This window comes from Streptomyces sp. NPDC097595 (assembly GCF_044761525.1).
GTDB classification, from domain to species: Bacteria; Actinomycetota; Actinomycetes; order Streptomycetales; family Streptomycetaceae; genus Streptomyces; species Streptomyces drozdowiczii_A.
The window spans coordinates 79,557-102,561 of sequence record NZ_JBIWCN010000025.1 but is presented as its reverse complement, the minus strand read 5'-3'; the positions used below and the strand labels follow the sequence as shown (position 1 = coordinate 102,561).

General features: G+C 73.2%; 20 protein-coding genes. 14 read left to right on the top strand and 6 right to left on the bottom strand.

The features are described from left to right. Positions 1-19 precede the first annotated feature (19 nt). The 4 genes from ACIQZN_RS31025 to ACIQZN_RS31010 form a co-directional block, all read right to left on the bottom strand. Positions 20-1,516 carry an FAD-dependent monooxygenase gene (locus ACIQZN_RS31025; protein ID WP_404000969.1) on the bottom strand — a complete coding sequence of 499 codons (1,497 nt, stop codon included), beginning with the start codon at positions 1,514-1,516 and terminating at the stop codon, positions 20-22. A 112-nt stretch (positions 1,517-1,628) separates the two neighbouring features. Then, on the bottom strand, positions 1,629-2,021 hold the full coding sequence (locus ACIQZN_RS31020) for a DUF6009 family protein (RefSeq protein ID WP_404000966.1): 393 nt from the start codon (positions 2,019-2,021) through the stop codon (positions 1,629-1,631). Then, on the bottom strand, positions 2,018-3,505 hold the full coding sequence (locus ACIQZN_RS31015) for a phage/plasmid primase, P4 family (protein ID WP_404001028.1): 1,488 nt from the start codon (positions 3,503-3,505) through the stop codon (positions 2,018-2,020). The genes ACIQZN_RS31020 and ACIQZN_RS31015 overlap by 4 nt, the downstream gene beginning before the upstream one ends. A 17-nt stretch (positions 3,506-3,522) precedes the next feature. After that, the gene (locus ACIQZN_RS31010; protein WP_404000963.1) at positions 3,523-4,638 is read right to left on the bottom strand and encodes a bifunctional DNA primase/polymerase; all 1,116 of its coding nucleotides are present in this window, start codon (positions 4,636-4,638) and stop codon (positions 3,523-3,525) included. A gap of 544 nt (positions 4,639-5,182) precedes the next feature. On the opposite strand from ACIQZN_RS31010, the gene tap reads away from it, so the two are divergent. Together tap and tpg are read left to right on the top strand one after the other, a co-directional pair. Further along, positions 5,183-7,363, top strand: coding sequence for a telomere-associated protein Tap (gene tap / locus ACIQZN_RS31005; protein ID WP_404001025.1), 2,181 nt, complete (start codon positions 5,183-5,185; stop codon positions 7,361-7,363). A 12-nt stretch (positions 7,364-7,375) separates the two neighbouring features. Beyond that, complete coding sequence (gene tpg / locus ACIQZN_RS31000) at positions 7,376-7,930, top strand: telomere-protecting terminal protein Tpg (protein ID WP_404000960.1); 555 nt, start codon at positions 7,376-7,378, stop codon at positions 7,928-7,930. 220 nt (positions 7,931-8,150) lie between these two features. Here tpg and ACIQZN_RS30995 read toward each other — a convergent pair whose 3' ends face one another. Continuing rightward, complete coding sequence (locus ACIQZN_RS30995; RefSeq protein WP_404000957.1) at positions 8,151-9,107, bottom strand: ScbA/BarX family gamma-butyrolactone biosynthesis protein; 957 nt, start codon at positions 9,105-9,107, stop codon at positions 8,151-8,153. 509 nt (positions 9,108-9,616) lie between these two features. Between ACIQZN_RS30995 and ACIQZN_RS30990 the strand changes: the two genes are divergently transcribed. The 8 genes from ACIQZN_RS30990 to ACIQZN_RS30955 all read left to right on the top strand — a co-directional run bounded on the left by ACIQZN_RS30990 (position 9,617) and on the right by ACIQZN_RS30955 (position 17,499). Beyond that, positions 9,617-10,201 carry a ScbR family autoregulator-binding transcription factor gene (locus tag ACIQZN_RS30990; protein WP_404000955.1) on the top strand — a complete coding sequence of 195 codons (585 nt, stop codon included), beginning with the start codon at positions 9,617-9,619 and terminating at the stop codon, positions 10,199-10,201. Positions 10,202-10,549: 348 nt separating this feature from the next. After that, positions 10,550-11,356 (top strand): BTAD domain-containing putative transcriptional regulator, encoded by an 807-nt coding sequence (locus tag ACIQZN_RS30985; protein ID WP_404000952.1) that lies wholly within the window; start codon positions 10,550-10,552, stop codon positions 11,354-11,356. Positions 11,357-11,418: 62 nt separating this feature from the next. Beyond that, positions 11,419-13,434: a condensation domain-containing protein gene (locus ACIQZN_RS30980; RefSeq protein ID WP_404000949.1), complete on the top strand. Its 2,016-nt coding sequence runs from the start codon at positions 11,419-11,421 to the stop codon at positions 13,432-13,434. An 84-nt stretch (positions 13,435-13,518) separates the two neighbouring features. Then, positions 13,519-13,716 (top strand): acyl-CoA carboxylase subunit epsilon, encoded by a 198-nt coding sequence (locus tag ACIQZN_RS30975; protein ID WP_404000946.1) that lies wholly within the window; start codon positions 13,519-13,521, stop codon positions 13,714-13,716. A gap of 40 nt (positions 13,717-13,756) precedes the next feature. Next, complete coding sequence (locus tag ACIQZN_RS30970) at positions 13,757-15,343, top strand: acyl-CoA carboxylase subunit beta (protein WP_404001022.1); 1,587 nt, start codon at positions 13,757-13,759, stop codon at positions 15,341-15,343. A 108-nt stretch (positions 15,344-15,451) separates the two neighbouring features. Continuing rightward, positions 15,452-16,285 (top strand): BTAD domain-containing putative transcriptional regulator, encoded by an 834-nt coding sequence (locus ACIQZN_RS30965; protein WP_404000943.1) that lies wholly within the window; start codon positions 15,452-15,454, stop codon positions 16,283-16,285. 43 nt (positions 16,286-16,328) lie between these two features. Next, the gene (locus ACIQZN_RS30960; protein ID WP_404000940.1) at positions 16,329-16,976 is read left to right on the top strand and encodes a ScbR family autoregulator-binding transcription factor; all 648 of its coding nucleotides are present in this window, start codon (positions 16,329-16,331) and stop codon (positions 16,974-16,976) included. A gap of 1 nt (position 16,977) precedes the next feature. Further along, on the top strand, positions 16,978-17,499 hold the full coding sequence (locus ACIQZN_RS30955) for an acyl carrier protein (RefSeq protein WP_404000937.1): 522 nt from the start codon (positions 16,978-16,980) through the stop codon (positions 17,497-17,499). On the opposite strand, the gene ACIQZN_RS30950 is transcribed toward ACIQZN_RS30955, so the two are convergent. Beyond that, entirely contained in the window at positions 17,481-18,458 is a 978-nt protein-coding gene (locus ACIQZN_RS30950) for a BTAD domain-containing putative transcriptional regulator (RefSeq protein ID WP_404000934.1), read from the bottom strand. The genes ACIQZN_RS30955 and ACIQZN_RS30950 overlap by 19 nt on opposite strands. A 304-nt stretch (positions 18,459-18,762) precedes the next feature. Between ACIQZN_RS30950 and ACIQZN_RS30945 the strand changes: the two genes are divergently transcribed. The 4 genes from ACIQZN_RS30945 to ACIQZN_RS30930 all read left to right on the top strand — a co-directional run bounded on the left by ACIQZN_RS30945 (position 18,763) and on the right by ACIQZN_RS30930 (position 22,971). Beyond that, positions 18,763-19,584 (top strand): BTAD domain-containing putative transcriptional regulator, encoded by an 822-nt coding sequence (locus ACIQZN_RS30945; protein ID WP_404000931.1) that lies wholly within the window; start codon positions 18,763-18,765, stop codon positions 19,582-19,584. A gap of 107 nt (positions 19,585-19,691) precedes the next feature. Beyond that, positions 19,692-20,456 (top strand): thioesterase II family protein, encoded by a 765-nt coding sequence (locus ACIQZN_RS30940; protein WP_404000928.1) that lies wholly within the window; start codon positions 19,692-19,694, stop codon positions 20,454-20,456. Continuing rightward, on the top strand, positions 20,453-21,718 hold the full coding sequence (locus tag ACIQZN_RS30935; RefSeq protein ID WP_404000925.1) for a beta-ketoacyl-[acyl-carrier-protein] synthase family protein: 1,266 nt from the start codon (positions 20,453-20,455) through the stop codon (positions 21,716-21,718). Before ACIQZN_RS30940 ends, ACIQZN_RS30935 begins: the two co-directional genes overlap by 4 nt. Continuing rightward, positions 21,715-22,971, top strand: coding sequence for a beta-ketoacyl synthase N-terminal-like domain-containing protein (locus ACIQZN_RS30930; RefSeq protein ID WP_404000923.1), 1,257 nt, complete (start codon positions 21,715-21,717; stop codon positions 22,969-22,971). Before ACIQZN_RS30935 ends, ACIQZN_RS30930 begins: the two co-directional genes overlap by 4 nt. Positions 22,972-23,005: the final 34 nt, after the last annotated feature.

Sequence of the window (23,005 nt, the reverse complement as noted above, 5' to 3'; positions counted from 1 at the left end):
GCCCCGTCGTCCGCCGGGCTCACCCGGTGGGGGCGCCCGGGCCGAAGTACGCCGTCAGCACCCGCCGCAGGCCGCCGTCGCCGGGGACCCAGGCGAGGTAGCCGTCGGGCCGCAGCAGCGCCGCTTCGTACGGCACGCCTGGTGTGGGCCGCACCTCCACGGTACGCAGGATGCCCGCCCAGCCCCGGGCCTCCTCCCGGTGGCCGTCCGCCTTCTCGCCGAGGAGCAGCAGGAGCGGACGCCCGTCGTGCAGCAGGCGGATGACGTCGGTGTCGCCGTCCGGGGTGCTGAGCACGGTGTTACCGAGGTACGTCCCCGCGGCCGGTCCGCCCGCGCCGGTGGGGTCGGGCAGGACGGTGTCCTGGGCGCTGATCAGGCCGCCGAGGTGACCGTCCCCCCCCTCGCCCGCGAGCAGGCCGGTGAACACCGTGCGCAGGGCGTCCGCCTCGGGGCCCGGGCGCATCAGGGCGAGTTGGGCCAGGGTGCCGTCGAGCACGCGGCGGGCGAGCGGCCGGCGTTCCGCGTCGTAGCTGCTCAGCAGATCGGGGCCCGCCGAGCCGTGCACCGCGAGGGCGAGCTTCCAGCTCAGGTTGAGCGCGTCGAGCACGCCGGTGCTCAGGCCCTGGCCGCCGATGGGGAAGTGAACGTGCGCGGCGTCGCCGACGAGGAAGACGCGGTCCCGGGCGAAGGTGCGGGCCAGGCGGGCGAAGTCGCTGAAGCGGCTCAGCCAGTGCGGGGAGTGCATCGCGATGTCGCGGCCCGCGATGTGCGCCACCTCGCGGTGCAACTCCTCAAGGGTGACGGGCCGTTGGCGTTCCGGGTGGGCGCCGTCGCAGTTGAGCGTCCGCAGGTGGGTGCGGTCACCGTCGTGCTTGGCGACGATCCAGCCGCGCGGGGTGCGGTGCCAGCCCTTGGGCAGGGACTCCGGATCGGCCAGGGTGACGGTCCCCATCAGCGCGGACACCGTTGCCGGAAAGGTGTCGGACTCGATGCCCGCCCGGGCGCGGACCGTGCTGCGGGCGCCGTCCGCCCCGACCAGGTACCCGGCGCGGAAGACCTCCGGCCCTTCGGGGCCCTCTGCCGTGACCCGTACGCCGTCCTCGTCCTGGACGGCGTCGGTGAGGCGGTGGCCGCGCAGGACGCGGGCCCCGGCAGCGCGTGCCCGGGCCTCCAAGTGGCGTTCCAGGACGGCCTGGGGGCACTTGAGGATCGGCTCGGGTTCGTCCGGGGGAGCGGTGATGGTCAGGCCGGGGAGCCCCGCGAAGTGGAAGGCGCTGGTGGCGGGTTCGGCGGCGTACGAGGGCGGGGGCGGGCCCGGGAGGTGGCCCCGGCGGGCCAGGGACTGCACCGCGCGGGCGTGCAGCGTGGTTGCCCTGGGCTGGTCGGAGACCTCGGTCCTGGGTTCGAGCAGTACGGTGTCGACGCCGTACGCGGCGAGTTCGGCCGCCACGAGCATGCCGACGGGGCCACCGCCTGCGACGAGCACCTGAGCTTGGATGAGACGTTCCCCCTGCACGGCGGTGCCCTTCCTGTCCGTGGTTGTCCCCGACGCGCAAAAATATACCGGACGTGCTGTTTTTTAACCATCCTGGCACGGATCCGGACCGGGGACCGCCGTGGGCGTACCGCTATGGCTGAAGTTCCCGGGCGCCCGCCGAGGACATCGGGCCGCCCTCGGAACGCTCGGTCTTGTGCCCCTTGCTGCCCGGGGCAAGCGTCCGTACGTCCACCGCCTCGGCCGGTGCGCCCCGCGCGTACAGCCCGTCGGGCTCGGTGTCCCGGTCGTGGGGGAGCAGCCAGAACACCCGGCGCCGGAAGGTGCCGGAGGAGCGCGACGGCTTGGCCTTCGGGCCGAGGAGGGCGTAGCCGACCATTCTTCCGTCGCGGTGGTAGGCGGGCTTGCCCCGGCGCGTCGGGAGGCGGTCCAGGCTCTGACGGACGTAGTCGAGCACGCTGATGTCCTCAAGCCACACGAGGTCGACCTCGTGGACGATCTCGTCTTCTGCGATGAGGGCGCTCATACTGTCTCCTCGTCCGCGAGCAGGCCGATGCCCGGGTAGTACTTGCGCTGGTTGGAAAAGATCATTTCCTTCGGTGATGCCAGCCCCACCACTTCGCGGATGTGCGCCGCGAAGGCTCGCGACGAAATCGCCGGAACGCCCTCATTCTGGCACCAGCGCTTGTACGCCGCGTAGAGGTGGGCCTGTTCGGCGCGGAGCCCGGCGTCGAGTCGGCAGGTCTCGCCGACGAACCGCCCCGTGTGGTCCTCGGTCTCCGCGTAGACGGTCGTCGCGATCCGCACCCGCTCGGGCCCCGAGAGGTCCTTGTCGCCGCCCAGGTAGCGGCGGGCGCCCTCGATCAGCCAGTTGAGGATGCCCGGGCCCTCCTGGGTGACCAGGATGTCCGCCAGGTTGTCGATCTTCCGGTGGTCCGAGACGACGCGTTCGAACGGGATGAGGCGCATGCGCCGCCAGAACGCGAAGCCGCCCGTGCCGACTTCGGGGCGATGGTTGCCCAGCAGCCACATCTTGTGGGTCGGTTCGAAGCTGAAGAAGTCCTGCCGCATCCGGCGGGCCTTGATCCGGTCCCCGCCGGTCAGGAGCTTGACCCGGGCCTCGTCGAAACGGTCGCCCGGCTTGACCTCGCTGCACACGATGACCCGCCGGCCGTGCAGTTCGGCGAGGTCCGTGGGGTGGCCCTCGTACGGGCGTGACATCAGGAAGCCGGGCGGCGCCGCGTCCGCGTAGTCCCGCAGGAGCTTCATCAGGACGTCCAGCAGCACGGACTTGCCGTTCTTGCCGGAGCCGAACAGGAACGGCATCACCTGGCCGCCGACGTCCCCGGTGATGGAGTAGCCGAGCAGCAGTTGGAGGAAGGAGATCATCTCCTCGCCGTCCGGGCCCTCGCCGAAGGTGTCGGCCAGGAAGCGGTCCCAGCGCGGGGTGGGCATCGCCCGGGGTGCGGCCGAGGTGGAGCGGGAGTGGAAGTCCTTGGTGGGCTCGGCGGGGCGGATGAAGCCGGTACGCAGGTCCACCACGCCCGCCGGAGTGCACAGCGCGTACGGATCGGCGTCCAGGAGCGCCGCGTTGAGGACCATGCCCGGCGCGGATCTGGCCTGGGTCAGCATCGCGTTCATCCCGCTCGTGCTGAGCGTGCGCCGGCGGTGCTGCTGGAGTGCGGCGGGGGTGAAGACGCCGCGCGGGTCGGTGGTGGCGAGGGATTCCGCCAGGTCGCCCGCCGACCACATCACGGTGTCGTCCTCGTCGAACTGCCAGCGGGTGCCGTCCCAGCGGAACCAGCCGATGCCGGGCACGTGCCGGTAGTCGTTGCGGTAGAGCCTGACGAACAGCTTGGCGTTGCCCCGGTCGGTGAGGGTGTCGGGCAGCAGCCCGTCGGACGTGGCGTACGGCGTGGAGGCGTCGTCGCGCTGCCGGGGCTGCGCGACGGGCTGGGCGAGGATCTGCGCGGCCACCGCCCGGACGTCGAAGGAGGGGGAGGGCAGCACTCTGTCCGGGTCCGCGCTCACGTGCGCCCCCCGAGGGCCAGCGGCCGCAGCCGCCCCGCGCCCAGCCCGCCCCGGATGATGGCGAGGCTGCGCCGCTCCTGGTCGGGGCGGGCCAGTCCGGCGGCCTCGCGCAGGGCGCGTACGGCCTCGTCCTCGGTGATGTGCCCGGCGGCGACAAGACCGCCCGCCGTGTACGCGGCCCGGTTGAGCTTCTCGGAGAACGCGGCGCCCTCGGGAACGGAGGCGCAGGCGGCGACCTCGGCGAGGAGGCCCGTCAGCAGGCGCTCGCCCGGCGCGTCGGACCTACCGCCCGCCGCGAGCACCGCCTGCCGGGCCCGGGGCGGCACGGGTCTTGGCCCCGGCGCGGGGCTGGTGGGCAGGTGTCCGGTGCGCTGGAGCTCCCGGGCGAGCCAAGCGGGCAGCGGGGCGGGGGTGCGTACGGCTCCGAGCGGGCGGTAGGTCCCGGCCTCGGTGACGGTGCCGGGCGCGACGATGTACCCGCCGTGCGCCCGGACGTCGACCTGCCAGGCGAGGGCCCGCCCGCCGCCCGAACCGGCCGAGCACTGCCAGCGGTGGCCGCCGTCGTTGCGGTACCAGACGTGCATGCCGCCCGACGGGGTGCGGACCCGGAGCGTGGACGCGTCGTCCGCGGGGCTGGTGGCGCCGCGCAGGGCGGCCAGCAGGCCCAGGGTGTGGAAGCCGTTGGCCAGGCCGGTGAGGTCGATCCCAGGGGATATCCCGACGCCCGGCAACAGGCGGTCCCGGCGCGGGAGTCCGCGGGCGTGCGCGTCGACGTCGATGACGACGAGGCCCGCCGGGCCGGTGGCCACGCCGACCCCGAGGTCCGGGCGGACGCCCCACCACTGCCCGATCCGGTGGAGGTCCAGCGTCGCCGCGTGGAACCCGTGGCACCAGCGGCCCGCACGCAGGCAGCCGCACCGGGTGCGGTCGTGGTCCGGGCGGCGGCATGCCTCGCAGTTGGCCACCGGTGTCTTGCGGCCCGGCGCAAGGGGATGAACCGGCCACCCTTGGCGCGCACACCACCATGCCGTCGTTAAAGGCTGCGCGACGACCGGCTCAGCCTCCGTGAACTGCCATGAGTCGCCGCGCGAGACCCGCAGTTCAGCTGCCATTCACTTCCCCCATCAGCGACTGAAGCGACTCAACTCGCAAAATCAGATTAGCGAAACCCTCGGGGGTGTAGAGGCCCATGCGACAGAACTGATGTACCCATCTGAACGTGCCCGCAGCTACTCAGCGACCGGGCCTCGGAGGGGACCGGTCACTCGGTCGCTGCCTCCGGTGTTCGTGAACCCGCAGGTCACAGTCGTACGGCTGAGGGAAAAGCGACTGAAGCGACCCAAGCTTTCTATATATGACGCACACGCGCGCACACGCCAATGGCTGCATATATCTGACCCATGGGTCGCTTCGGTCGCTCAGCGCTCTGGTCAGGCGCGTGACCTGCGGTTCTCGCTCCAGCAATCCAGCTACCGAGCGGGATTCCGGTCGCTCCGCCCCGGTCGCGGGATGCGGGAAAACAGTCCGGTCGTCTCCAGTCGGGCTGAACCCCGGTTCCAGCGACGTCTGCCCCGGCTGCCCGACATGCGCAATCCGTGCGACATCCATGAGTGTTCCGGTGAGCGGTTCGATAGGGTGGCGCACGAGGTGATCGTTTTGTCCCACGAGGAGCAGGTGCTGTTCAGCGCCGTCGACGCGCTGCTGGAGCAGATCGCGCAGGACCCCTTGCCGCCGCCAGCCGAACGCAAGCGGCTGCGCGAGGCCGCCGGGCTGAGCCAGGACCAGGTCGCGAAGGCGCTGAAGAGCCGCCGCGAGTCGGTCGGCAACTGGGAGTCCGGGCGCAGCGAGCCCCGGCCGCCGAAGCGCGCCGCGTACGCCCGGCTCCTGGAGGGACTTGCCGTGCGGTACCCGGGGGAGGAGGCGGCGGCGCCTGCCGAGGAGTCCGTCGAACCTGCGGAGCCTGTTGAGGCCGTCGAGCCCGCGGAACCGGCGGAGGTTGTGGAGCCCGCCGAGCCCGCCGAATCCGTCGCACCCGCTGTCGTGGAGCCCGCCGACCCCGAGCACGCCGAACCTGCCGCCCCCGTCCCCGTGCCCCGTACGCCCAAGGGCGACACCCCGTCGTACGAGCACGGGCCGCTCGCCGTCGTCGACGTGGACGGCGGCGAGGTGTTCGCGTACTGCGTGGGCGGGCTGGTGCTCGACGTGCCCGCCAAGTCGCTGCCCGTCCTGGTCGAATGGGCGCTGGGGGAGGCGTGCCTCGGTGCCGAGCGGCTGCACCCCAGCGGGCAGGACGCCGATCCGCTGCTCGTCCTCACCGAGGCCGCGTGCGAGCGGTTCGGGCTGCCCGTACGGCTGTCGCGGGAGGAGGGCCTGGCCGGGAGGCTGCCGGAGGACCACAAGGTGCTCAAGCAGCTGGCGCGGGCGGAGTGGAAGCTGACCCGGCGCGGGTTCGGCCCGTGGGCCCGGATCTACCGGCCCGCACGCGGTTCGCGCCGCAGCTGTGTCCAGCTCTGCATCCCGGCCTGGAACGCGCTCGACGTCCGCCACTGGAACGGCGCCTCGCAGCTCCCGCCGGCCGAACTCGTCAGGCTGCTGGGGACCTACGCCTCGCGCGTGATGACGCCCCGGGGCTCCACCGCCGTCACCGGGCTCGAACTCATGACGTCGCTGCACCCGCCGACCCGGGCGAGCGCGCCGGACGCGGACGGCAAGCGGCACAGTGAGCGCAACCCCGGCTCGCTGGGGTCCGAGCCCGTCGAGTGCGCCCCCTGCGAGGCCCCCGACGGGCATCCGCTCCTCGCCGATCTGCCCCGCTTCCACCAGCGTGGCCCGGCCGAGATGCTGTTCGAGGAGGCGTACGACTGGGCGCGGCCCCTCACGGACGACGAGTGCCTGAAGCGCCATCTGGTCGGCATCGACGTCAACCTCGCCTTCGGCGCGGCCGCCAACGGGGCGGTCGTCGGCCTGGAGGCGCCGGTGCATGTCGACAGCCCCGCGTTCGACCCGGCACTGCCCGGCTCCTGGCTGGTGGACCTGTCGCACGTCGACCCGTCGCACGTCGTGATCGGCAAGGAGTGGCGGCGGCTCGACGGCGACCTGCTGCCGAACCCCTTCACGCCGAAGGGCGACCGCCCGGAGGGCCCCGCCTGGTACGCGACGCCGACCGTGGCCTATGCGGTGGAGCTCGGCTACGAGGTGACGCCCGTCGAGGCGTGGGTGCGCCCGGCCAACGGGCGCTATCTGGACGGCTGGTACAAGCGGCTGCGGGACGCGTACGTGGCGACCATGGCGGACCTGGGCGTGGGCGAGGGGCTGGCGCCCGACGTGTTCCTGACGGCGATGGAGGGGTATCGGGACCGTGATCCGCAGCTGGCGGTGGTCCTGTCGGCGATCAAGGCGACCGTCAAGGGAGGCATCGGCAAGCTGAGGGAGCGGCCGCGTGGCGGCGGCTGGCGGCCCGGCAAGCCGTGGCCCGCGCTGAGCCGGCCGACCTGGCGCCCCGACATCCGGGCCGCCGTCATCTCGCGGGCCCGGATCAACATGCACCGCAAGATGGTCCGGATGGCGGCCGCGACGGGTCAGTATCCGGTGGCCGTGCTCTCGGACTGCGCGGTCTACGCCTCGGACGGCCCCTCCCCGCTGGACTTCCTGCCGTACCGGGACGGCAAACCGCTGCCCGGGGGCTTCCGGCTCGGGGTCAGCCCGGGAATGGTGAAGCACGAGGGTGCCCAGACCACGCTGTGGGCGGAGGCCGTCCGGGAGGAGTACGGTCCGGAGCTCAACCTGGCCCGGTACATCAAGGACGGCGCCGTCACCGCCAAGGACGACGGAGAGTAGGGGAACCAGCCGATGAACACGGTCGGGGAAGGTCTCGACGAGGCGGTCCAGCGGGCGTTCACCCGGCCCGCGCCCAAGTCGGCCGGTGCGCAGATGCGGTACCTCGTCAAGCAGCTCAAGGGCACCAGGGCCGCCGCCGAACTGCTGGGGATCACCCAGCGCACGGTCGAGCGGTATGTACGCAACCAGCTGAAGAAGCCCCGCCCGGAGCTGGCCGCCCGCATGGAACGGGAGGTCAAGCGGCGCTGGCAGCCCCAGATCCAGGCGAAGGCCCGCAAGGCCGCGGCGACCACCGGGGGCATCGTCATCGACACCCGGGCCCGGTTCGGATACTCGGCGGCGCCCGGCTCCACCGACGACGCCCGGCTGCGCCACCTCACCGTGGCGCTCCCGCCGGCGTACGCGGCCCGGCTCTTCGAGCTCCGGGAGCAGGGCGGCAGTGACCGGCAGCTTCAGGAGGTCGCGGCCGAGGGGTTGCAGGAGATCTACTTCAAGGACGGCGGGCGACGGGCGCAGGGGCTGCTCGTGGAGTACACCGACCTGGAGCATGTGGCCTTCGACCTCTGACGGGGCGTCGCTCAGGGGTCGTTCGACGCGCCTGTACGCGGAAGGCACACGGCCCCTCTTGCGGGGGCGGCCTTCCGCGTACAGGCGCGAGAGCGGGTTCTTCGGTCGCTTCGGTCGCTGTGGTGCGGCGCGTACGGGCGTGACCTGCGTTTTTCTCGCGCGGGCGGGTAGCGACCCAAGGCGGTACGGGGGTGAGGTCCCGGGCGGCGGGCGGGGCCGCCTAGTCGACCGGGCCGGTCAGCACCGAGGTGAAGACGTTCTTGCCGTCCTGGTGGCCGGTGACCTCCACCGTGACGATGTTGCCGGGCTCGTGCTCCACCCGGGTCACCTCGATCCAGCAGGGCCGGTCGAGTTCGGCGTACTGGTGGAAGTCGTTGGTGGCGGCGGCCGGGGTGAACGTCCGGGGCGCCATCACGGCGCAGGCGGCCTGGCGGGCCGCTTCGAGCAGGACCATGCCGGGCACGTGGTCGCCCTTGTGGTCGAAGAGGATCGGGTGGTCGAGGTCCGGGGTGAGCAGCCAGCGCGGGCTGTCGCCGGGTGCGGACCCGGGGGCGGGGGAGAGCACGACGTCCGTGGTGAACGGCCGTCCGACCATGGCCGGCGGAAGCGGATTGCGGGCCGGGTGCGGCTCGGTGACGGGGGGTTGGACGGCGCGGTTCTGGCGTAACCGGTTGTAGACGGCCGGGGGGATCACGGAGATCTGCCCGGTGCCGCCCGCGAGGGAGCGGCCGCCCCGGCGGATCGCGAACTCGAAGGCGACGCGGCTGGCGACGCCCCGGCGACGGACGATGTCCGTGCACCGGGTGTCGAGGTCGAAGTCGGTGGGGCCCGAGGCGATGCGCAGGTTCTCCGGGTCGGCCGTGTACGTGATGCTCGACATCACGAAGTTGTGGCCGAGCGGTACGCCCAGCTCCACGTGGGAGACGTAGATGCCCGCCTGCCGGAACGTTTCCGCGATCTGGAGCGGATCGTGGCTCGTGCCGTCCTGGCTCCGGAACATGGTGTGCGCGCGGGGCCATTGGCCGGTCAGCGCGAAGCTCATCCCGTCCCGGGAGTCGCATCCGGTGAGGAACACCTCCGCGACGGAGTCACGGTGCACGTACTCCTTCGCGACCGTGCTGGTCAGCCGCGGTGCGGCCGGGAGTGCGGTTCTGGCTTCAGCAGTGGTGAGACTCATGGGGCCCCCGTCTGGACTTGAAACCTGCGTTCGGCGACGCCACTTAAGATACGGACCTACCGGTTTTCTTCAATCGGCCCAAAAGTAAAGACTTTACCAAGAGCCAAGCGTTTACTTGAATATCAAGTTCCGTTTCGGCGTTCCAGGTGGGCAGTTGACCCCTCACGATGGGGTGGAAAAGCGGGCATAAGGCACATGATCCTTCGTCTCGCTCGCCGCCACCGCCTTCACCGCCGCAAGAAGAAACCTATCGGGCGGTTTCTTTTGTTGGTTCGCGGTGCATCTTTCGGGGAGAACGGCTGGAGAAACCAACTGTTTCCAAGGCCCGGGCTCGCGAGGCCCCCGCCCGTATGCAAAATGATCAGCTGAACCCCCGTGCGGCGCACGTCGCGGCAGTAAACCAACCAGCCGTGCGGTTTGCTAGGGTGTGCACGAGTCAGTATGGAGAATCCAGGGTGAATCGGGCGGCTTTACGCCGGTTCCCCCCGCCCCGCCCGGAGGAGGACACGATGGTGAAGCAGGCGCGAGCGGCTGTGACGCGTCAGGCCCTCATCTCGGCCGCGGCGGAGGTCTTCGGCGCCGACGGGTACGCGATGGCGACGCTCCCGGTCATCAGCGGCCGGGCGGGCGTGAGTTCGGGCGCCCTGCACTTCCACTTCCCCAACAAGGACGCCTTGGCGGCCGCCGTGGAGGACGCCGCCGCGGAGTCCGCCCTCGCGCTGACCGAGGAGAGCGCGCGCACCGCCGAGGGCGGTCGGCTCCAGGTGCTCGTCGCCGCCGTGGGCCGGCTGATGGACGCGGTCACCGACGATCCGGTCGTGCGCGCGGGTTTCCGGCTGGGCGGCGACCCCTCGCGCAAGAGCGAGGCCAAGCTGCACGACTGGTGGTACGAGTGGGTGCGCAACGCCCTCGTCCAGGCCCGCGCCAACGGGGAGTTGGCCGAGGACGTCTCGGCCGAGGACGCGGCGGTGGTCATCGTGACGGCGACGCTCGGCCTGGAAACCCTCGGCGCGGTCGACCGGTACTGGCGGTCCGCCGAGCGGCTGGTCCAGTTGTGGTCGTTCGCGCTGCCGAGGCTGAGCCCGGCGGAGTAGCGCGGCAGACCGCGTGGCGTGGTGCGCTTCCGCGTACCTTGCCGGCCGTCGCCGCTGCCTCGTCGCGGACCGCCCCACCCCTCTCCACCACGTAAAACAGTCCGCGCGGTCTGGTGCTTCGGGCGCCGTTTGCGGGGTGCGGGCCCCTCAGCGCCCTTCTCTATGTCCGTATTTGGGGAAACTTATCGGATCAAGGTGGCCGCGCCTCAAGGATCGCTGGTCCTCCGCACGAGACTAAACAGGGCGCACGGTTTGGTATTGACATACCGCTCGTGCTGTTTTTAAATCGTTCCGTCAGTAGAAGTTCCGGGCCGCCGTCCGACGGCCGGGGGATGACGGGGAGACGGCGTGGACATCGACGTACTCGGCACGCTTGCCGTGCGGGAAATGGGCGCTTCGATCACACCGACCGCGCCCAAGCCCCGGCAGGTACTCGCCCTGCTGGCCCTCCACGCAGACGAGGTGGTGCCCGTGGGCACCCTCACCGAGGAGTTGTGGGGGAGCGAGCCGCCGCGCAGTGCCCGGCCCACCCTCCAGACCTACATCCTCCAGCTGCGCGAACTGATCACCGCCGCGCTCGAACAGCACGGCGACGACACCCGCACCGCCAAGGACGTCCTGCTCACCGTCCCCGGGGGCTACTTACTCAAGGGCGGCGAAGGCAGCCACGACGTGCAGGAGTTCGAGCGGCTGGCCGGCATGGGATACCGGGCCATGGACGCCGAGGACTTTCCCGAGGGCGCCCGGCTGCTCCGTGAGGCGCTGGCCCTGTGGACCGGACCGGCGCTCGCCGACGTACACACCGGGCCGCACCTCGACACCCAGATCAAGCGGCTGGAGGAGAGCCGGCTGTGCGCCCTGGACCAGCGCATCGAGGCCGACCTCAAGCTGGGCCGCCACCGCGAACTGCTCTCCGAGCTCACCGTCCTGCTCAGCAGGTACTCCACCCATGAGAGCCTGTGCGGCCAGTACATGCTGGCCCTCTACCGCTCGGGGCGGCGAGGCGAGGCGCTGGACGCCTACCAGCGGCTGCGGTCCACGCTGGTCCGCACGCTCGGGCTCGAACCCTCGCCCGCGCTGGCCAAGTTGCAGCGCTCGATCCTCATGGCCCGGCCCGAGGGCGTCGCGGGGGCGAGCGGAGTGCGGCTCGCCTGAGAGGGCAGCCGTACCGGCTGAGGGAGGGCACGTGATGCGGTGCACGCGGGGTCAGGGCCCCGATGAGTGACGATCCGGTGCTTGCGGTGGTCCTCGCACCGATGCCCGCCGCCTCCGGCCCGTCCGTCGAGGCGGAGCTGTGCGGTCCCCTCGACCCGGGCCGGGCCGAGGCGGTGGCGGCGCGGGTGACCCAGCGTCATGCCCGCACGGTGACCGCGGAGGCGTCCGGCACCGGGCACCACACCCTGCGCGTCGAGCCCGCGCACGGGGGCCGGGACCGGCCCGGAGCCGCGGTGTTCGCCGACGTCCTGGCGCTGGCGGGCGGCGCGCGCGACACCGTCACGGTGACCGGCCACCAGCAGGACCTGATCCGCGCGGCCGTCGAGGAGCCGGCGGGCGGCCACGTCGGGCAGGTCGCCTGGAACTGGACGGGCCCCGTCGACCTCGCCCGGTTCACCGCCGCCTGGCTGTCCGTCGCCGACCGGGAGACCGTGCTGCGGGCGGCCTTCGACTGGACGCACCTGCCCCGCCTGGTGCTGCACGAGTGGGCGGAGATCGACGTCGCCCACCTCGCCCACGGCGCCGTCTCCTGGAGCGACCTGATCGAGCGCGACCGCCTGCGCGGCTTCGCACCGCACCGCCCCGGCCTGCTGCGCGTGACCCTGATGGAGGGACCGCCCCGGCCCGGGGGCACCCGTGCGCCCACCCGGGTCCTGCTCACCTATCACCGGGCGCTGCTGGACGAACGCGGCGTCCACCTGCTGCTGCGGGAGTTCTACCGGGCCTACGCGCGCGGCGGCACCCTGCCAGGCCGCGAGCGGCGCCCCGATGTGCGCGACCACGCCCGGTGGCTGGCCCGGCAGCGGACCGAGGGCGCCCGCGCCTACTGGTCGACGGCCACCCCGGCTCCGGAGCCGGCCGCGCCCGAGACCCCGGACGACGGAACCCCGGTCGGGGACAGCGGTGTCGGACGCGTCCACCGGCGGCTGCGGCCGCCCCAGACCGCCCGGCTGCGCACCTGGGCCGCGATGCGCGGGGCGGGGGAGTCCAGCGCCCTGCACGCCGTGTGGGCGCTGCTGCTGTACCGGGCGGCCGGTGCGGCCGGCCCGGTGCCGGTCAGCTTCGGGGTGCACCTGTCGGCCCGGGACATCCCGATGGAGGGCGCCGCGGGCATTCCGGGGCTGCTGGGCAACCCGCTGCCGATGACGGTCACCGTCGACCCCGCCGAGCCGGTGGCCGGCCTTCTGGGGCAGGCGCGTGACGCCGCGCTGGACCTGGCCGTCCACGCCTGGGTGCCGGGCGACCGGGTCCGGGTCTGGACCGGCCGGAACCCCGATGCCGAACTCTTCGAGACCGGCATCGTGTTCGACAACCGGGTCGAGCTGCCCGCCGCGCTGCTCGCGGAGCTGCGCGCCCAGGACGTCGAGGTGGACGCCCCGCGCAGCATCAGCGCCCACCCCGGACTGCCGCTCACCCTCGCCGCCCGGCACGACGCGGACGGCGGGCTCGCCCTCACGGTGCGCTACGACCGCCGGTGCCTGGGGGACGGGGAGGCGTCCGCGCTGCTCGCGCACTGCGTACGGCTGCTGAGGTCGTTGCCGGACCACCGCGATCCGCAGTCCGCCGTCGGCGATCTCCTCGAACTCCTCCAAGGCTTCGAGGTGCCCCGCGTGCTGCCCCGTCCGCCCGTGCCGGAGGGGCCCGACGTGGCGGTGCTGCGCGCCGGGGACCCGTCGGCCGACACGATCGTGCTGGTGCGGACACCGGGTGTGCCCATGGGTGCGTACGAGGCCCTGGTACGCCATCACCGGGGCCCGGAACGGATCGTGAGCCTGCGGGCGGCGCGGCCGGGGGACCCTTCGTCGCTGCCCCGGCTGCTGGGGGCCGAGGGGGTGGCGGGGGCCGGGCGGCTGGTGCTGTGCGGGGCCGGGCCGGGGGGTGCGGCCGCGTACGAGATGGCGTGCGCGGCCGCCGAGGGCACGGTCGCGGCCGTCGTCATGACGGGGGTCGGCAGCGGGACGGGGTGTGCCCGTGCACTGGCGGAGGGGCTGAAGTCCGTACGTGCGGGGAGCCGTTGACCGTTCGTCGAGCGGTTCTCCAGCGGAGCCGGAGCGGTGCTCCAGCGGGGTGGCCGATGCTGCCGTAAACGCTGGAGGTGGGGTATGGGCGGTCCGGAACCGGCAGTGTCCGCGCTGCGCATCGAGCGCGGGAGGGCCACCGAGGAGGAGCTCGCCGCGCTCACGGTGGTGCTGCTCGCCCTGCGCGCGGACGCCGGCGGGCAGTGGGACGAGGCCCCGGCCGGGCGCCTCCCGGGGTGGAGCCCGGAGCCCGTCTACCGAGCTCCGCGCAGCTGGCGATAGTGCGGCAACGCATTCCTGGAAGGGACCTGACGACATGTCGATGACCACTTCCCCCGTCCCGGAACTGCTGGGGCAGGCAGGTCTCCGCGGCCGCGTGGCGGAACTGCGCGAGATCCACGCGGCCGCGGAGCGCGGACCCGGTGACCGGGCGACCGAGGTGCAACACGCGAAGGGCAAGCTGACGGCGCGCGAGCGCATCGAGCTGCTCTTCGACCCGGGTTCCTTCCACGAGGTCGAGCAGCTGCGGCGGCACCGGGCGACGGGTTTCGGCCTGGAGGCGAAGAAGCCGTACACCGACGGTGTGATCACCGGCTGGGGCACGGTCGAGGGCCGGACGGTCTTCGTGTACGCGCATGACTTCCGGATCTTCGGCGGGGCGCTGGGTGAGGCCCACGCGACGAAGATCCACAAGATCATGGACATGGCCATCTCGGCCGGTGCGCCGCTGGTGTCCCTCAACGACGGCGCGGGCGCCCGTATCCAGGAAGGTGTTTCCGCGCTCGCCGGGTACGGCGGGATCTTCCAGCGGAACACCAGGGCTTCGGGCGTGATCCCGCAGATCAGCGTGATGCTCGGCCCGTGTGCGGGCGGTGCGGCCTACAGCCCCGCTCTCACCGACTTCGTGTTCATGGTCCGCGAGACCTCGCAGATGTTCATCACCGGTCCGGACGTCGTCAAGGCGGTCACCGGCGAGGAGATCACCCAGAACGGCCTGGGCGGCGCGGACGTCCACGCCGAGACCTCGGGCGTCGCGCACTTCGCGTACGACGACGAGGAGACCTGCATCGCCGAGGTCCGCTATCTGCTCTCCCTGCTGCCGCAGAACAACCGCGAGAACCCGCCCGTGGCACCGACGGCCGACCCGGCCGACCGCCGCTCGGACGCCCTCCTCGATCTGGTGCCGGTGGACGGCAACCGCCCGTACGACATGGCGGAGGTCATCGAGGAACTGGTGGACGACGGCGAGTACCTGGAGGTCCACGAGCACTGGGCGCGCAACATCATCTGCGCCCTCGCCCGGCTGGGCGGCGAGGTGGTGGGCATCGTGGCCAACCAGCCGAAGTCCCTGGCCGGGGTGCTGGACATCGAGGCGTCCGAGAAGGCCGCGCGCTTCGTGCAGCTCTGCGACGCCTTCAACATCCCGATCGTGACGCTCCTCGACGTGCCCGGCTTCCTGCCCGGCGTGGACCAGGAGCACGGGGGGATCATCCGGCACGGCGCCAAACTGCTGTACGCGTACTGCAACGCCACCGTGCCCCGTATCTCGCTGATCCTGCGCAAGGCGTACGGCGGCGCCTACATCGTCATGGACAGCCAGTCCATCGGTGCGGACCTCACCTACGCCTGGCCCACCAACGAGATCGCGGTCATGGGCGCGGAGGGCGCCGCCAACGTCATCTTCCGCCGGCAGATCGCGGAGGCCGAGGACCCCGAGGCCGTGCGCGCCCGCATGGTCAAGGAGTACAAGACCGAGCTCATGCACCCCTATTACGCCGCCGAGCGGGGGCTCGTGGACGACGTCATCGACCCGGCCGGGACGCGCGAGGTCCTGATCGCCTCGCTCGCGATGCTCCGCACCAAGCACGCCGACCTGCCGGCCCGCAAGCACGGCAACCCCCCGCAGTAGAGGCTTCCTGGAGATCCCTTGTAAACAGGGCACGCGGTTTGGTATTGACAAACCGCGTGCCCTGTTTTTAGCTTCGCTGATGAGTCGTGCGTGAAGAGGGGGAGCTCCATGGACATCGAAGTACTGGGCGCACTGGCCGTCACCGAGGGCGGGATCTCGGTCACCCCGACGGCGCCGAAGGCCCGGCAGGTGTTGGCGCTCCTGGCCGTGCACGCCGACCGTGTCGTCTCCGTGCCCGACCTGATCGAGGAGCTGTGGGGCGGGAACCCGCCGCGCAGCGCCCGTACCACCTTGCAGACCTACGTGTTGCAGGTGCGCGAGCTCATCGCCGCGGCCCTGGAACGCGCCCCGGGCGGCGCCTCGTCGCGTACGGCGAAGGACGTCCTGGTCACCACTCCCGGCGGGTACATGCTGGCCACCTCGGGCGGCACCGTCGACGTCCGCGAGTTCGAGCGGCTCGTCGGCTGCGGCTACCGCACGAGCGACGCGGGCGATTTTCGGCGTGCCGCGCGCGAACTGCGCGACGCGCTCGCCCTGTGGACCGGCGCCGCCCTCGTCGACGTACGGACGGGGCCGCGGCTGGACATGGAGATCCGGCGCCTGGAGGAGACCTGGCTGTGCGCCCTGGACCAGCGCATCGACGCCGACCTGCGCCTCGGCCGGCACCGCGAGCTGCTGAGCGAACTCACGGTCCTGGTCAGCCGCTACCGCACGCACGAGAACCTGCACGCCCACTACCTGGTCGCCCTGCACCGCTCGGGCCGGCGCAGCGAGGCGCTGGACGCCTACCACCGGCTGCGGACCAGGCTCGTCGGTGAGCTGGGGCTCGAGCCATCCGCAGGGCTGCAACGACTGCAGCGCTCCATTCTGAAGGCCGGGTCCGCACCGGCACCCGGGACGGCCGCCGCCGACACCGGCGAACGGCTGACCCAGGTCGGCTGAGCGCCGGCCGAGCGCAGGGGTCCCACGGTCCTGGGAGGGCGAAATGCAGGAGAGGTCGGAGCGCACCAGGCGCCGGCTCATCGACGCCGCGGCGGAGCTGTTCACCCGGAGCGGGTACGCGAGTGCCACGCTCGGCGAGATCGCCGCCGCCGCGGGCGTGACCAAGGGAGCGCTGTACTTCCACTTCCCGTCGAAGGACGCGCTGGCGGACGCGGTGGTGCTGCACGGCCGCGGCCTGCTCGGGGAGTTCCTGGACGAGCGCCGGGCGACCGGCGACGGCCCGGTGCAGCGCCTCATCGACCTGACGCACTGGCTCACCCTGGTCCGGCGCGACGACCCGGTCTCCCGGGCCGCGTTCCGGCTGGCCGACGACGGGGTGGACGGGCCGGCCGGCACCGGCGGCCTGCGCCGGGCGTGGCTCGCCGAGGCCCGGCGCCTGCTGGACGAGGCAGACGCGGCCGGGGAGCTGAGCGGGGACGCCGGGGGCGACGGCGCCGAGGCGCTGCTCGCCGCCCTCCTGTACGGGATCGCGCCGCCCGGTACCGACCGGACCGCCGGGGCCGGGGTGCGGCCCGAGGAGGGCGGGGCGCTGTGGCGGCTGCTGCTGCCGGTGCTCGTGGGCCCCGGGCGGACCAACCGCTACCGCACGGTGCCGCCACGGCCCCGGGCCGAGGCCGTGCGGGCCGCGTGACATGGTCTCCGCCCCCACCGAACTCCTGGCGACGCTGCTCGGCCTGCTGGCGGACGTCATCCGGCGCGACGCGTGCACCCTGCACCCCTGGCAGCCGTTCCCGGAGATCGGCCTCGACTCGCTGCTCGGCACGGAGTTCGTGGCGACCGTCAACGCCCGCTTCGGCACCGCCATCAAGGGCGCGGCCGTCCTGGACCACCCCTGCCTTGAGGCGTTCGCCCTGCATGTGGCGCGGGAGGCGCGGTGCGTGGCGGGGCCCGCGCCCCTCGTCGCCCCGGCCTTGCCGCCGTGCCGTCCGCTGCCTTCGGCCGACGAACTGCGCGAGGAGCTGGCGCAAGTGCTGGCCTGCGATCCGTGGGACCTGGACCCGTGCACCCCGTTCAGCGATCTGGGGGTCGACGCCCGGGCGGGCGCGGAGTTCATGACGGCGGTCAACCGGCTGTACGGGCTACGGGAGCGCTCCGTCGTCCTCCACGACCACCCGGACCTCACCGCGCTCGCCGCTCACCTGGCCGCGGCTTGAGCACCCGCCGCCTGCGGGCCCGCCGTCGCGGCGTTCAGCCGGCGGGTCAGCTCCAGCTGCTGCCTGCCCAGCTCGTCCACCCGGCGGCGCAGCCGGTCCAGTTCGTCCAGGACGCCGGGGGCCACGGGCGCGGACAGGCCGGGGGAGTGGGTGAGCACCGACTCCAGGCGGCCGCGCAGCGCCGGGCCCGGTTCGATGCCGAGGGCGGCGACCAGGCGGCGCCGGGCCCGCTCGTAGACGCCGATGGCCTCCGCCTGGCGGCCGCTGCGGTACAGGGCGACCATGAGCAGGTCGTAGAAGCGCTCGCGCAGCGGGTGGTCGGCGGTCAGCCGTTCCAGGTCGCCGACGCACTCGCCGTGCCGCTCGCAGCGCAGCCGCGCCTCGTACAGCGCCTCCAGCGTGGTGAGCCGCATCTCGTCCAGCCGGTCGGCCTCCGCCGCGCACACCGGCCCCCTGCGGCAGTCCTGCAACGCCGGGCCGCGCCACAACTCCAGGGCGCCGTGCAGGATCTGCGCCGCCCGGGCCGGGTCGGTGGCGACGGCCGCCCGCCCCTCGGACGAGCGCCGGGTGAAGCGATGGACGTCGGTGGAGGCGCCGCCCAGGTCGAGCAGGTAGCCCGTCGGCAGGGTGCTGATCCACACATGGCCGTAGTCGCCGGGCGCGGGCAGCAGCCGCCGCAGCCGGGCCACATGGGCCTGAAGGGCGTTCGCCGCGTTCCCGGGAGGCGCCCCGTCCGCCCCGTCCCACAGCTCCGCCGCCAGCCGGTCCACGTCGAGCAGCACCCCGGCGTGCGTGACGAACGCGGCGAGCAGCGCGCGCTGTTTGGAGCCAGCCGGGACGATGTCCGCGCCCCCGGCGGCGTCGTGGACCATGACCGGACCCAGCAGCCGGAACTCCACGGGGCTGTTCGCGGCGGCGGACCGCGCCGCCTCCGGGCGCGGAGTGGCGAGGACGCTCATCGGGTGGCCCTCCCTCGTAATCCGGTCACGCGATGGACGGTAACCACCGGCCGGTGGCCGGGGGAGACCGCCCGAGCGCCCCTCCAGTCGTCGTCTGCGTGTTCTTGAGGCGGCGCTCCGGGGGCCGCAATTCGGCCGCAATGCCTGCTTGGAGAGCTGCTCGAACGCTGATCGAGAGAATGAGGCGCACGGTGTGGCCGGGGCTAGCGTGCCTGGCGCCGACGGCTTTCGGCCACGGGGGCGAAGGCGCCGGCGCACGCGATCACGGCCGGGCCCACCCTGGCCGGTCCTTGGGGAGGCCACCGTGCGCATACAGGTTCTGGGTCCGTTGAGTGCCGAGGTCAACGGGATGTCGATCGTGCCCACCGCGGGCAAACCGCGACAGCTCCTCGCGTTGCTCGCCTTCCATCCGGGCCGCGTCGTGCCCGTGCCCACCCTCATGGAAGAGATCTGGGGCAGCAACTCGCCGCAGAGCGCCATGACCACCCTTCAGACGTACATCCTTCAATTACGCCGCAGGCTCGGCACCGCCATGGGGCCCGACACCCCCGGCTCCGCGAAGGACGTCCTGGCCACCCGGCACGGCGGCTATCTGCTCCAGGTCCCGCCGGACGCCGTCGACGTGCACCGTTACGAGGAGCTGGTGACGGCCGGGCGCGGCGCCTTCGACCGGGGCGAGGACGTCCGGGCGTCCGCGCTGTTCGGCGAGGCGCTCGGCATGTGGCAGGGCTCCGCGCTGGTCGACGTGCGGCTGGGCCCGGTCCTCGACATCGAGGTGATGCGGCTGGAGGAGTCGCGCCTGGTCACCGTCGAGCGGCGGATCGACGCGGATCTGCGCTGCGGGCGGCACACCGAGGTCCTGGCCGAGCTCACCGACCTGGTCATGCGTCACCCTCAGCACGAGGGGCTGCACTCGCAGGCGATGGTCGCCCTCTACCGGTCCGGCCGCCAGGCCACCGCCCTCGACGTCTACCGCAGGCTGAGGCTCCGCCTCGTGGAGGAGCTGGGCGTGGAGCCGTCGCCGCAGATGCAGCGGCTGCACCGGGCCATGCTCACCGTCGACCCGGCGCTCGATGTGCTCAGCGGGCGGCGCGGGCTGTCCACGTTCGATCTGTACGCCGCCTGAGCCGAGGTCCAGCACCGTTCGAGTGGGAATGACCAGACTGCGGTCGGGGAGGGCCCGGGCCGAGGGCCCGGGCCGAGGGCCCGGACCCCTATGCGAGAGGACGGCCCATGTCCGACGAACGGCCCGTACGGCTCCACTGCTTCGCGCACGCCGGAGCGGGCGTCTCCGCCTTCTACGGCTGGGGCCCGCGCCTCGGCCCCGGCGTCGAGACCGTGCCGCACCTGCTGCCCGGCCGCGAACGCCGGCGCTCCGAGCCGCGCCTCACCCGCCCCGCCGACCTGCTCGCGGACCAGCTGCCCCACTTCACCGGCGAGAGCGGCGAGGGCGGCGAAGCCCCGTACATCCTGTACGGGCACAGCCTCGGCGCCCTCGTCGCGTACAGCGTCACCCGGGCCCTGCACGAGGCGGGGCTCCAAGGGCCCGCGCTGCTCGTCGTCGGCGCCTGCCCGCCGCCCGACCGGCTGTCCGCCCTGGCCGACCAGTGCCGGGCGGGCGACGAGGAACTGCTGCGCCTGCTCGGCGAGGCCAACGCCCTGCCCGCGCGCGCCAAGCCCGGCGACTTCTGGCACCAGGCCGTGCTGCCGGTGCTCCGCGACGACCTCGTCCTCGCCCACGAGCTGCGGACGGCCGCCCGTGAGCCCTCGTCGGCCGGGCCGCTCGCGGTCCCCGTGCTCGCGGTGGCCGGCGCCGACGACCCGCTGGCGCAGCCCGGTGCCATGGCGCAGTGGCGCGCCTGGACCACCGGCCCCTTCGCCGTCCGGACCGTGCCCGGCGACCACTTCTTCCTGCGGGGCCACGACCTGCCCCGGCTGGTGGGCCGCGCCGCACGCGTGGTGCGCCGGCTCGCCCCGCAGCCGGCGGGTGTCCGATGAGGCGGGTCGTCATCACCGGTGTGGGGGTGGTCGCCCCGGGCGGCACCGGCACCGCCGCGTTCTGGTCGCTGCTGACGGAGGGCCGTACCGCCACCCGACGCATCACCCGCTTCGACGCCACCTCGTTCCGGTCCCGGATCGCCGCCGAGGCCGACTTCGACCCCGCGCACCACGGCTTCGACGCGGCCGATGTCCACCGCCTGGACCGCGTCGCGCAGTTCGCGCTCACCGCCGCCCGCGAGGCCGTCGCCGACAGCGGCCTCGACCTGGCGGCCGGGGGCGAGCGCACCGGCGTCTCGCTGGGCACCGCGGTCGGGTGCAGCAGCGGGCTCGACGAGGTGTACGCGCAGGTCAGCGAGGGCGGCGCACACTGGCTGCTGGACCCGGCCCGCGCGGAGGAACGGCTCGGGGACTACCTCGTGCCGAGCTCCGTGGCCGCCGAGGTCGCCTGGGACGCCGGGGCGCTCGGCCCCGTCGCGGTCGTCTCCACCGGGTGCACCTCCGGCCTCGACTCGCTCGGGCACGCCGCGGAGCTCATCCGGGAGGGCAGCGCCGATGTGATGCTGGCCGGTGCGTCCGAGGCGCCGATCACCCCGATCACCCTGGCCTCCTTCGACGCGATCCGGGCCACCTCCGCGCGCAACGACGAGCCGGAGACCGCCTCGCGCCCCTTCGACCGGACCCGGGGCGGCTTCGTCCTCGGCGAGGGCAGCGCCGTACTGGTGCTGGAGGAGTACACGCACGCGGTACGCCGGGGGGCGCATGTGTACGCGGAGATCGCGGGGTTCGCCAGCCGCTCGAACGCGTACCACATGACCGGACTGCGCCTGGACGGGCGGGAGATGGCTGAGGCCGTCCGGATCGCCCTGGACGAGGCGCGGCTCGACCCGACCGCCGTCGACTACGTCAACGCGCACGGCTCGGGGACCAAGCAGAACGACAAGCACGAGACGGCCGCCTTCAAGGCGAGCCTGGGCGAGCACGCCTACCGGGTGCCCGTCAGCTCCATCAAGTCGATGATCGGGCACTCGCTCGGCGCGATCGGCTCCCTGGAGATCGCCGCGTGCGCGCTGGCCATCGAGCACGACACGGTCCCGCCCACCGCCAACCTCCACGAGCCCGACCCGAGCTGCGACCTCGACTACGTACCCCTCGTCGCCCGCGAGCAGCGCACCGACACCGTCCTCAGCGTCGGCAGCGGATTCGGCGGCTTCCAGAGCGCGATGGTGCTCACCGCACCCCGGACGGAGGCACGCCGATGACCGCCCCGGCACCGCTGACCGCCCCCGCCCGCACCGCGACAGCGACCGCGGCCGTCACCGGCATCGGGATCGCCGCGCCCGGCGGCGTCGGCACCGAGACCTGGTGGTCGGCGGTCCTGCGCGGCCACCGCGCGATCGGCCCCGTCACCCGGTTCGACGCCTCCGGCTACCCGGCCGTCCTTGCCGGCGAGGTCACCGGCTTCGAGGACGCGGTGCACGTGCCGGCCAAGCTGCTGCCGCAGACCGACCGGGTCACCCGGCTCGCCCTCGCGGCGGCGGCCGAGGCCATCACGAGCGCGGACATCGACCCGTCGGCCCTGCCCGAGTACGGCATGGGCGTCGTCACCGCCAACGGCGCGGGCGGCTTCGAATTCGGCCAGCGCGAGCTCCAGGAGCTGTGGAGCAAGGGCAGCCGGTACGTCGGCGCCTTCCAGTCCTTTGCCTGGTTCTACGCCGCCAACTCCGGGCAGATCTCCATCCGGCACGGCCTGCGCGGCCCCAGCGGGGTCGTCGTCTCCGAGCAGGCGGGCGGCCTCGACGCGATGGCCCAGGCCCGGCGCCAGCTGCGCAAGGGCGGCCGCGCCGTCCTCACCGGCGGCTTCGACGCGACGGTGTGCCCGTGGGGCTTCACCGCCCAGCTGGCCGCCGGAGGCCTCAGCACCCGGCGCGACCCGGCCGACGCCTATCTGCCGTTCTCCGCCGACGCCTCCGGGCACGTCGTGGGGGAGGGCGGCGCCCTGCTCGTCGTGGAGGACGGCGCCGCCGCGCACGCCAGGGGGGCCCGCGTCCTCGGCACCGTCGAGGGCTGCGCCGCCACCTTCGACCCGGCGCCCGGACGCGGCGCGCCCCGGCTGCTCGATGCCGCACGCCTCGCTCTCGCCGACGCCCGGGTCGACGCGGCGGACGTGGACGTGGTCTTCGCGGACGCCGCCGGGAACCGGGACGCCGACCGCGCCGAGGCCGCCGCGCTCACCGAACTCTTCGGCCCGTACGGGGTGCCGGTGACGGCCCCGAAGTCGTTGTTCGGGCGCCTCGGTTCCGGCGGGTCCGCCCTCGATCTGGCGGCGGCCCTGCTCGCCCTGCGCGACCAAGTCGTCCCGCCGGGCGCACCGGTCGGACGGCTCGCCGACGACTGCCCGGTGGACCTGGTGACCGGAACGCCACGCCCGGCGCGGCTGCGGCACGCGCTGGTCCTCGCCCGGGGCCGGGGCGGCTTCAACGCGGCGGCGGTGGTGCGCGCGCCCCGCGCGTGAGCGCCGTACACCTCTGAGCACCACCCGAACGCAC

What these genes read in the sequence shown, in the direction of transcription:
- ACIQZN_RS31020 (WP_404000966.1), bottom strand. Translation starts at nt 2,021, where the DNA reads ATGAGCGCCCTCATCGCAGAAGACGAGATCGTCCACGAGGTCGACCTC.
- ACIQZN_RS31010 (WP_404000963.1), bottom strand. Translation starts at nt 4,638, where the DNA reads ATGGCAGCTGAACTGCGGGTCTCGCGCGGCGACTCATGGCAGTTCACG.
- tpg (WP_404000960.1), top strand. Translation starts at nt 7,376, where the DNA reads ATGAACACGGTCGGGGAAGGTCTCGACGAGGCGGTCCAGCGGGCGTTC.
- ACIQZN_RS30995 (WP_404000957.1), bottom strand. Translation starts at nt 9,107, where the DNA reads ATGAGTCTCACCACTGCTGAAGCCAGAACCGCACTCCCGGCCGCACCG.
- ACIQZN_RS30990 (WP_404000955.1), top strand. Translation starts at nt 9,617, where the DNA reads ATGGTGAAGCAGGCGCGAGCGGCTGTGACGCGTCAGGCCCTCATCTCG.
- ACIQZN_RS30980 (WP_404000949.1), top strand. Translation starts at nt 11,419, where the DNA reads ATGAGTGACGATCCGGTGCTTGCGGTGGTCCTCGCACCGATGCCCGCC.
- ACIQZN_RS30975 (WP_404000946.1), top strand. Translation starts at nt 13,519, where the DNA reads ATGGGCGGTCCGGAACCGGCAGTGTCCGCGCTGCGCATCGAGCGCGGG.
- ACIQZN_RS30970 (WP_404001022.1), top strand. Translation starts at nt 13,757, where the DNA reads ATGACCACTTCCCCCGTCCCGGAACTGCTGGGGCAGGCAGGTCTCCGC.
- ACIQZN_RS30965 (WP_404000943.1), top strand. Translation starts at nt 15,452, where the DNA reads ATGGACATCGAAGTACTGGGCGCACTGGCCGTCACCGAGGGCGGGATC.
- ACIQZN_RS30960 (WP_404000940.1), top strand. Translation starts at nt 16,329, where the DNA reads ATGCAGGAGAGGTCGGAGCGCACCAGGCGCCGGCTCATCGACGCCGCG.
- ACIQZN_RS30955 (WP_404000937.1), top strand. Translation starts at nt 16,978, where the DNA reads ATGGTCTCCGCCCCCACCGAACTCCTGGCGACGCTGCTCGGCCTGCTG.
- ACIQZN_RS30950 (WP_404000934.1), bottom strand. Translation starts at nt 18,458, where the DNA reads ATGAGCGTCCTCGCCACTCCGCGCCCGGAGGCGGCGCGGTCCGCCGCC.
- ACIQZN_RS30940 (WP_404000928.1), top strand. Translation starts at nt 19,692, where the DNA reads ATGTCCGACGAACGGCCCGTACGGCTCCACTGCTTCGCGCACGCCGGA.
- ACIQZN_RS30935 (WP_404000925.1), top strand. Translation starts at nt 20,453, where the DNA reads ATGAGGCGGGTCGTCATCACCGGTGTGGGGGTGGTCGCCCCGGGCGGC.
- ACIQZN_RS30930 (WP_404000923.1), top strand. Translation starts at nt 21,715, where the DNA reads ATGACCGCCCCGGCACCGCTGACCGCCCCCGCCCGCACCGCGACAGCG.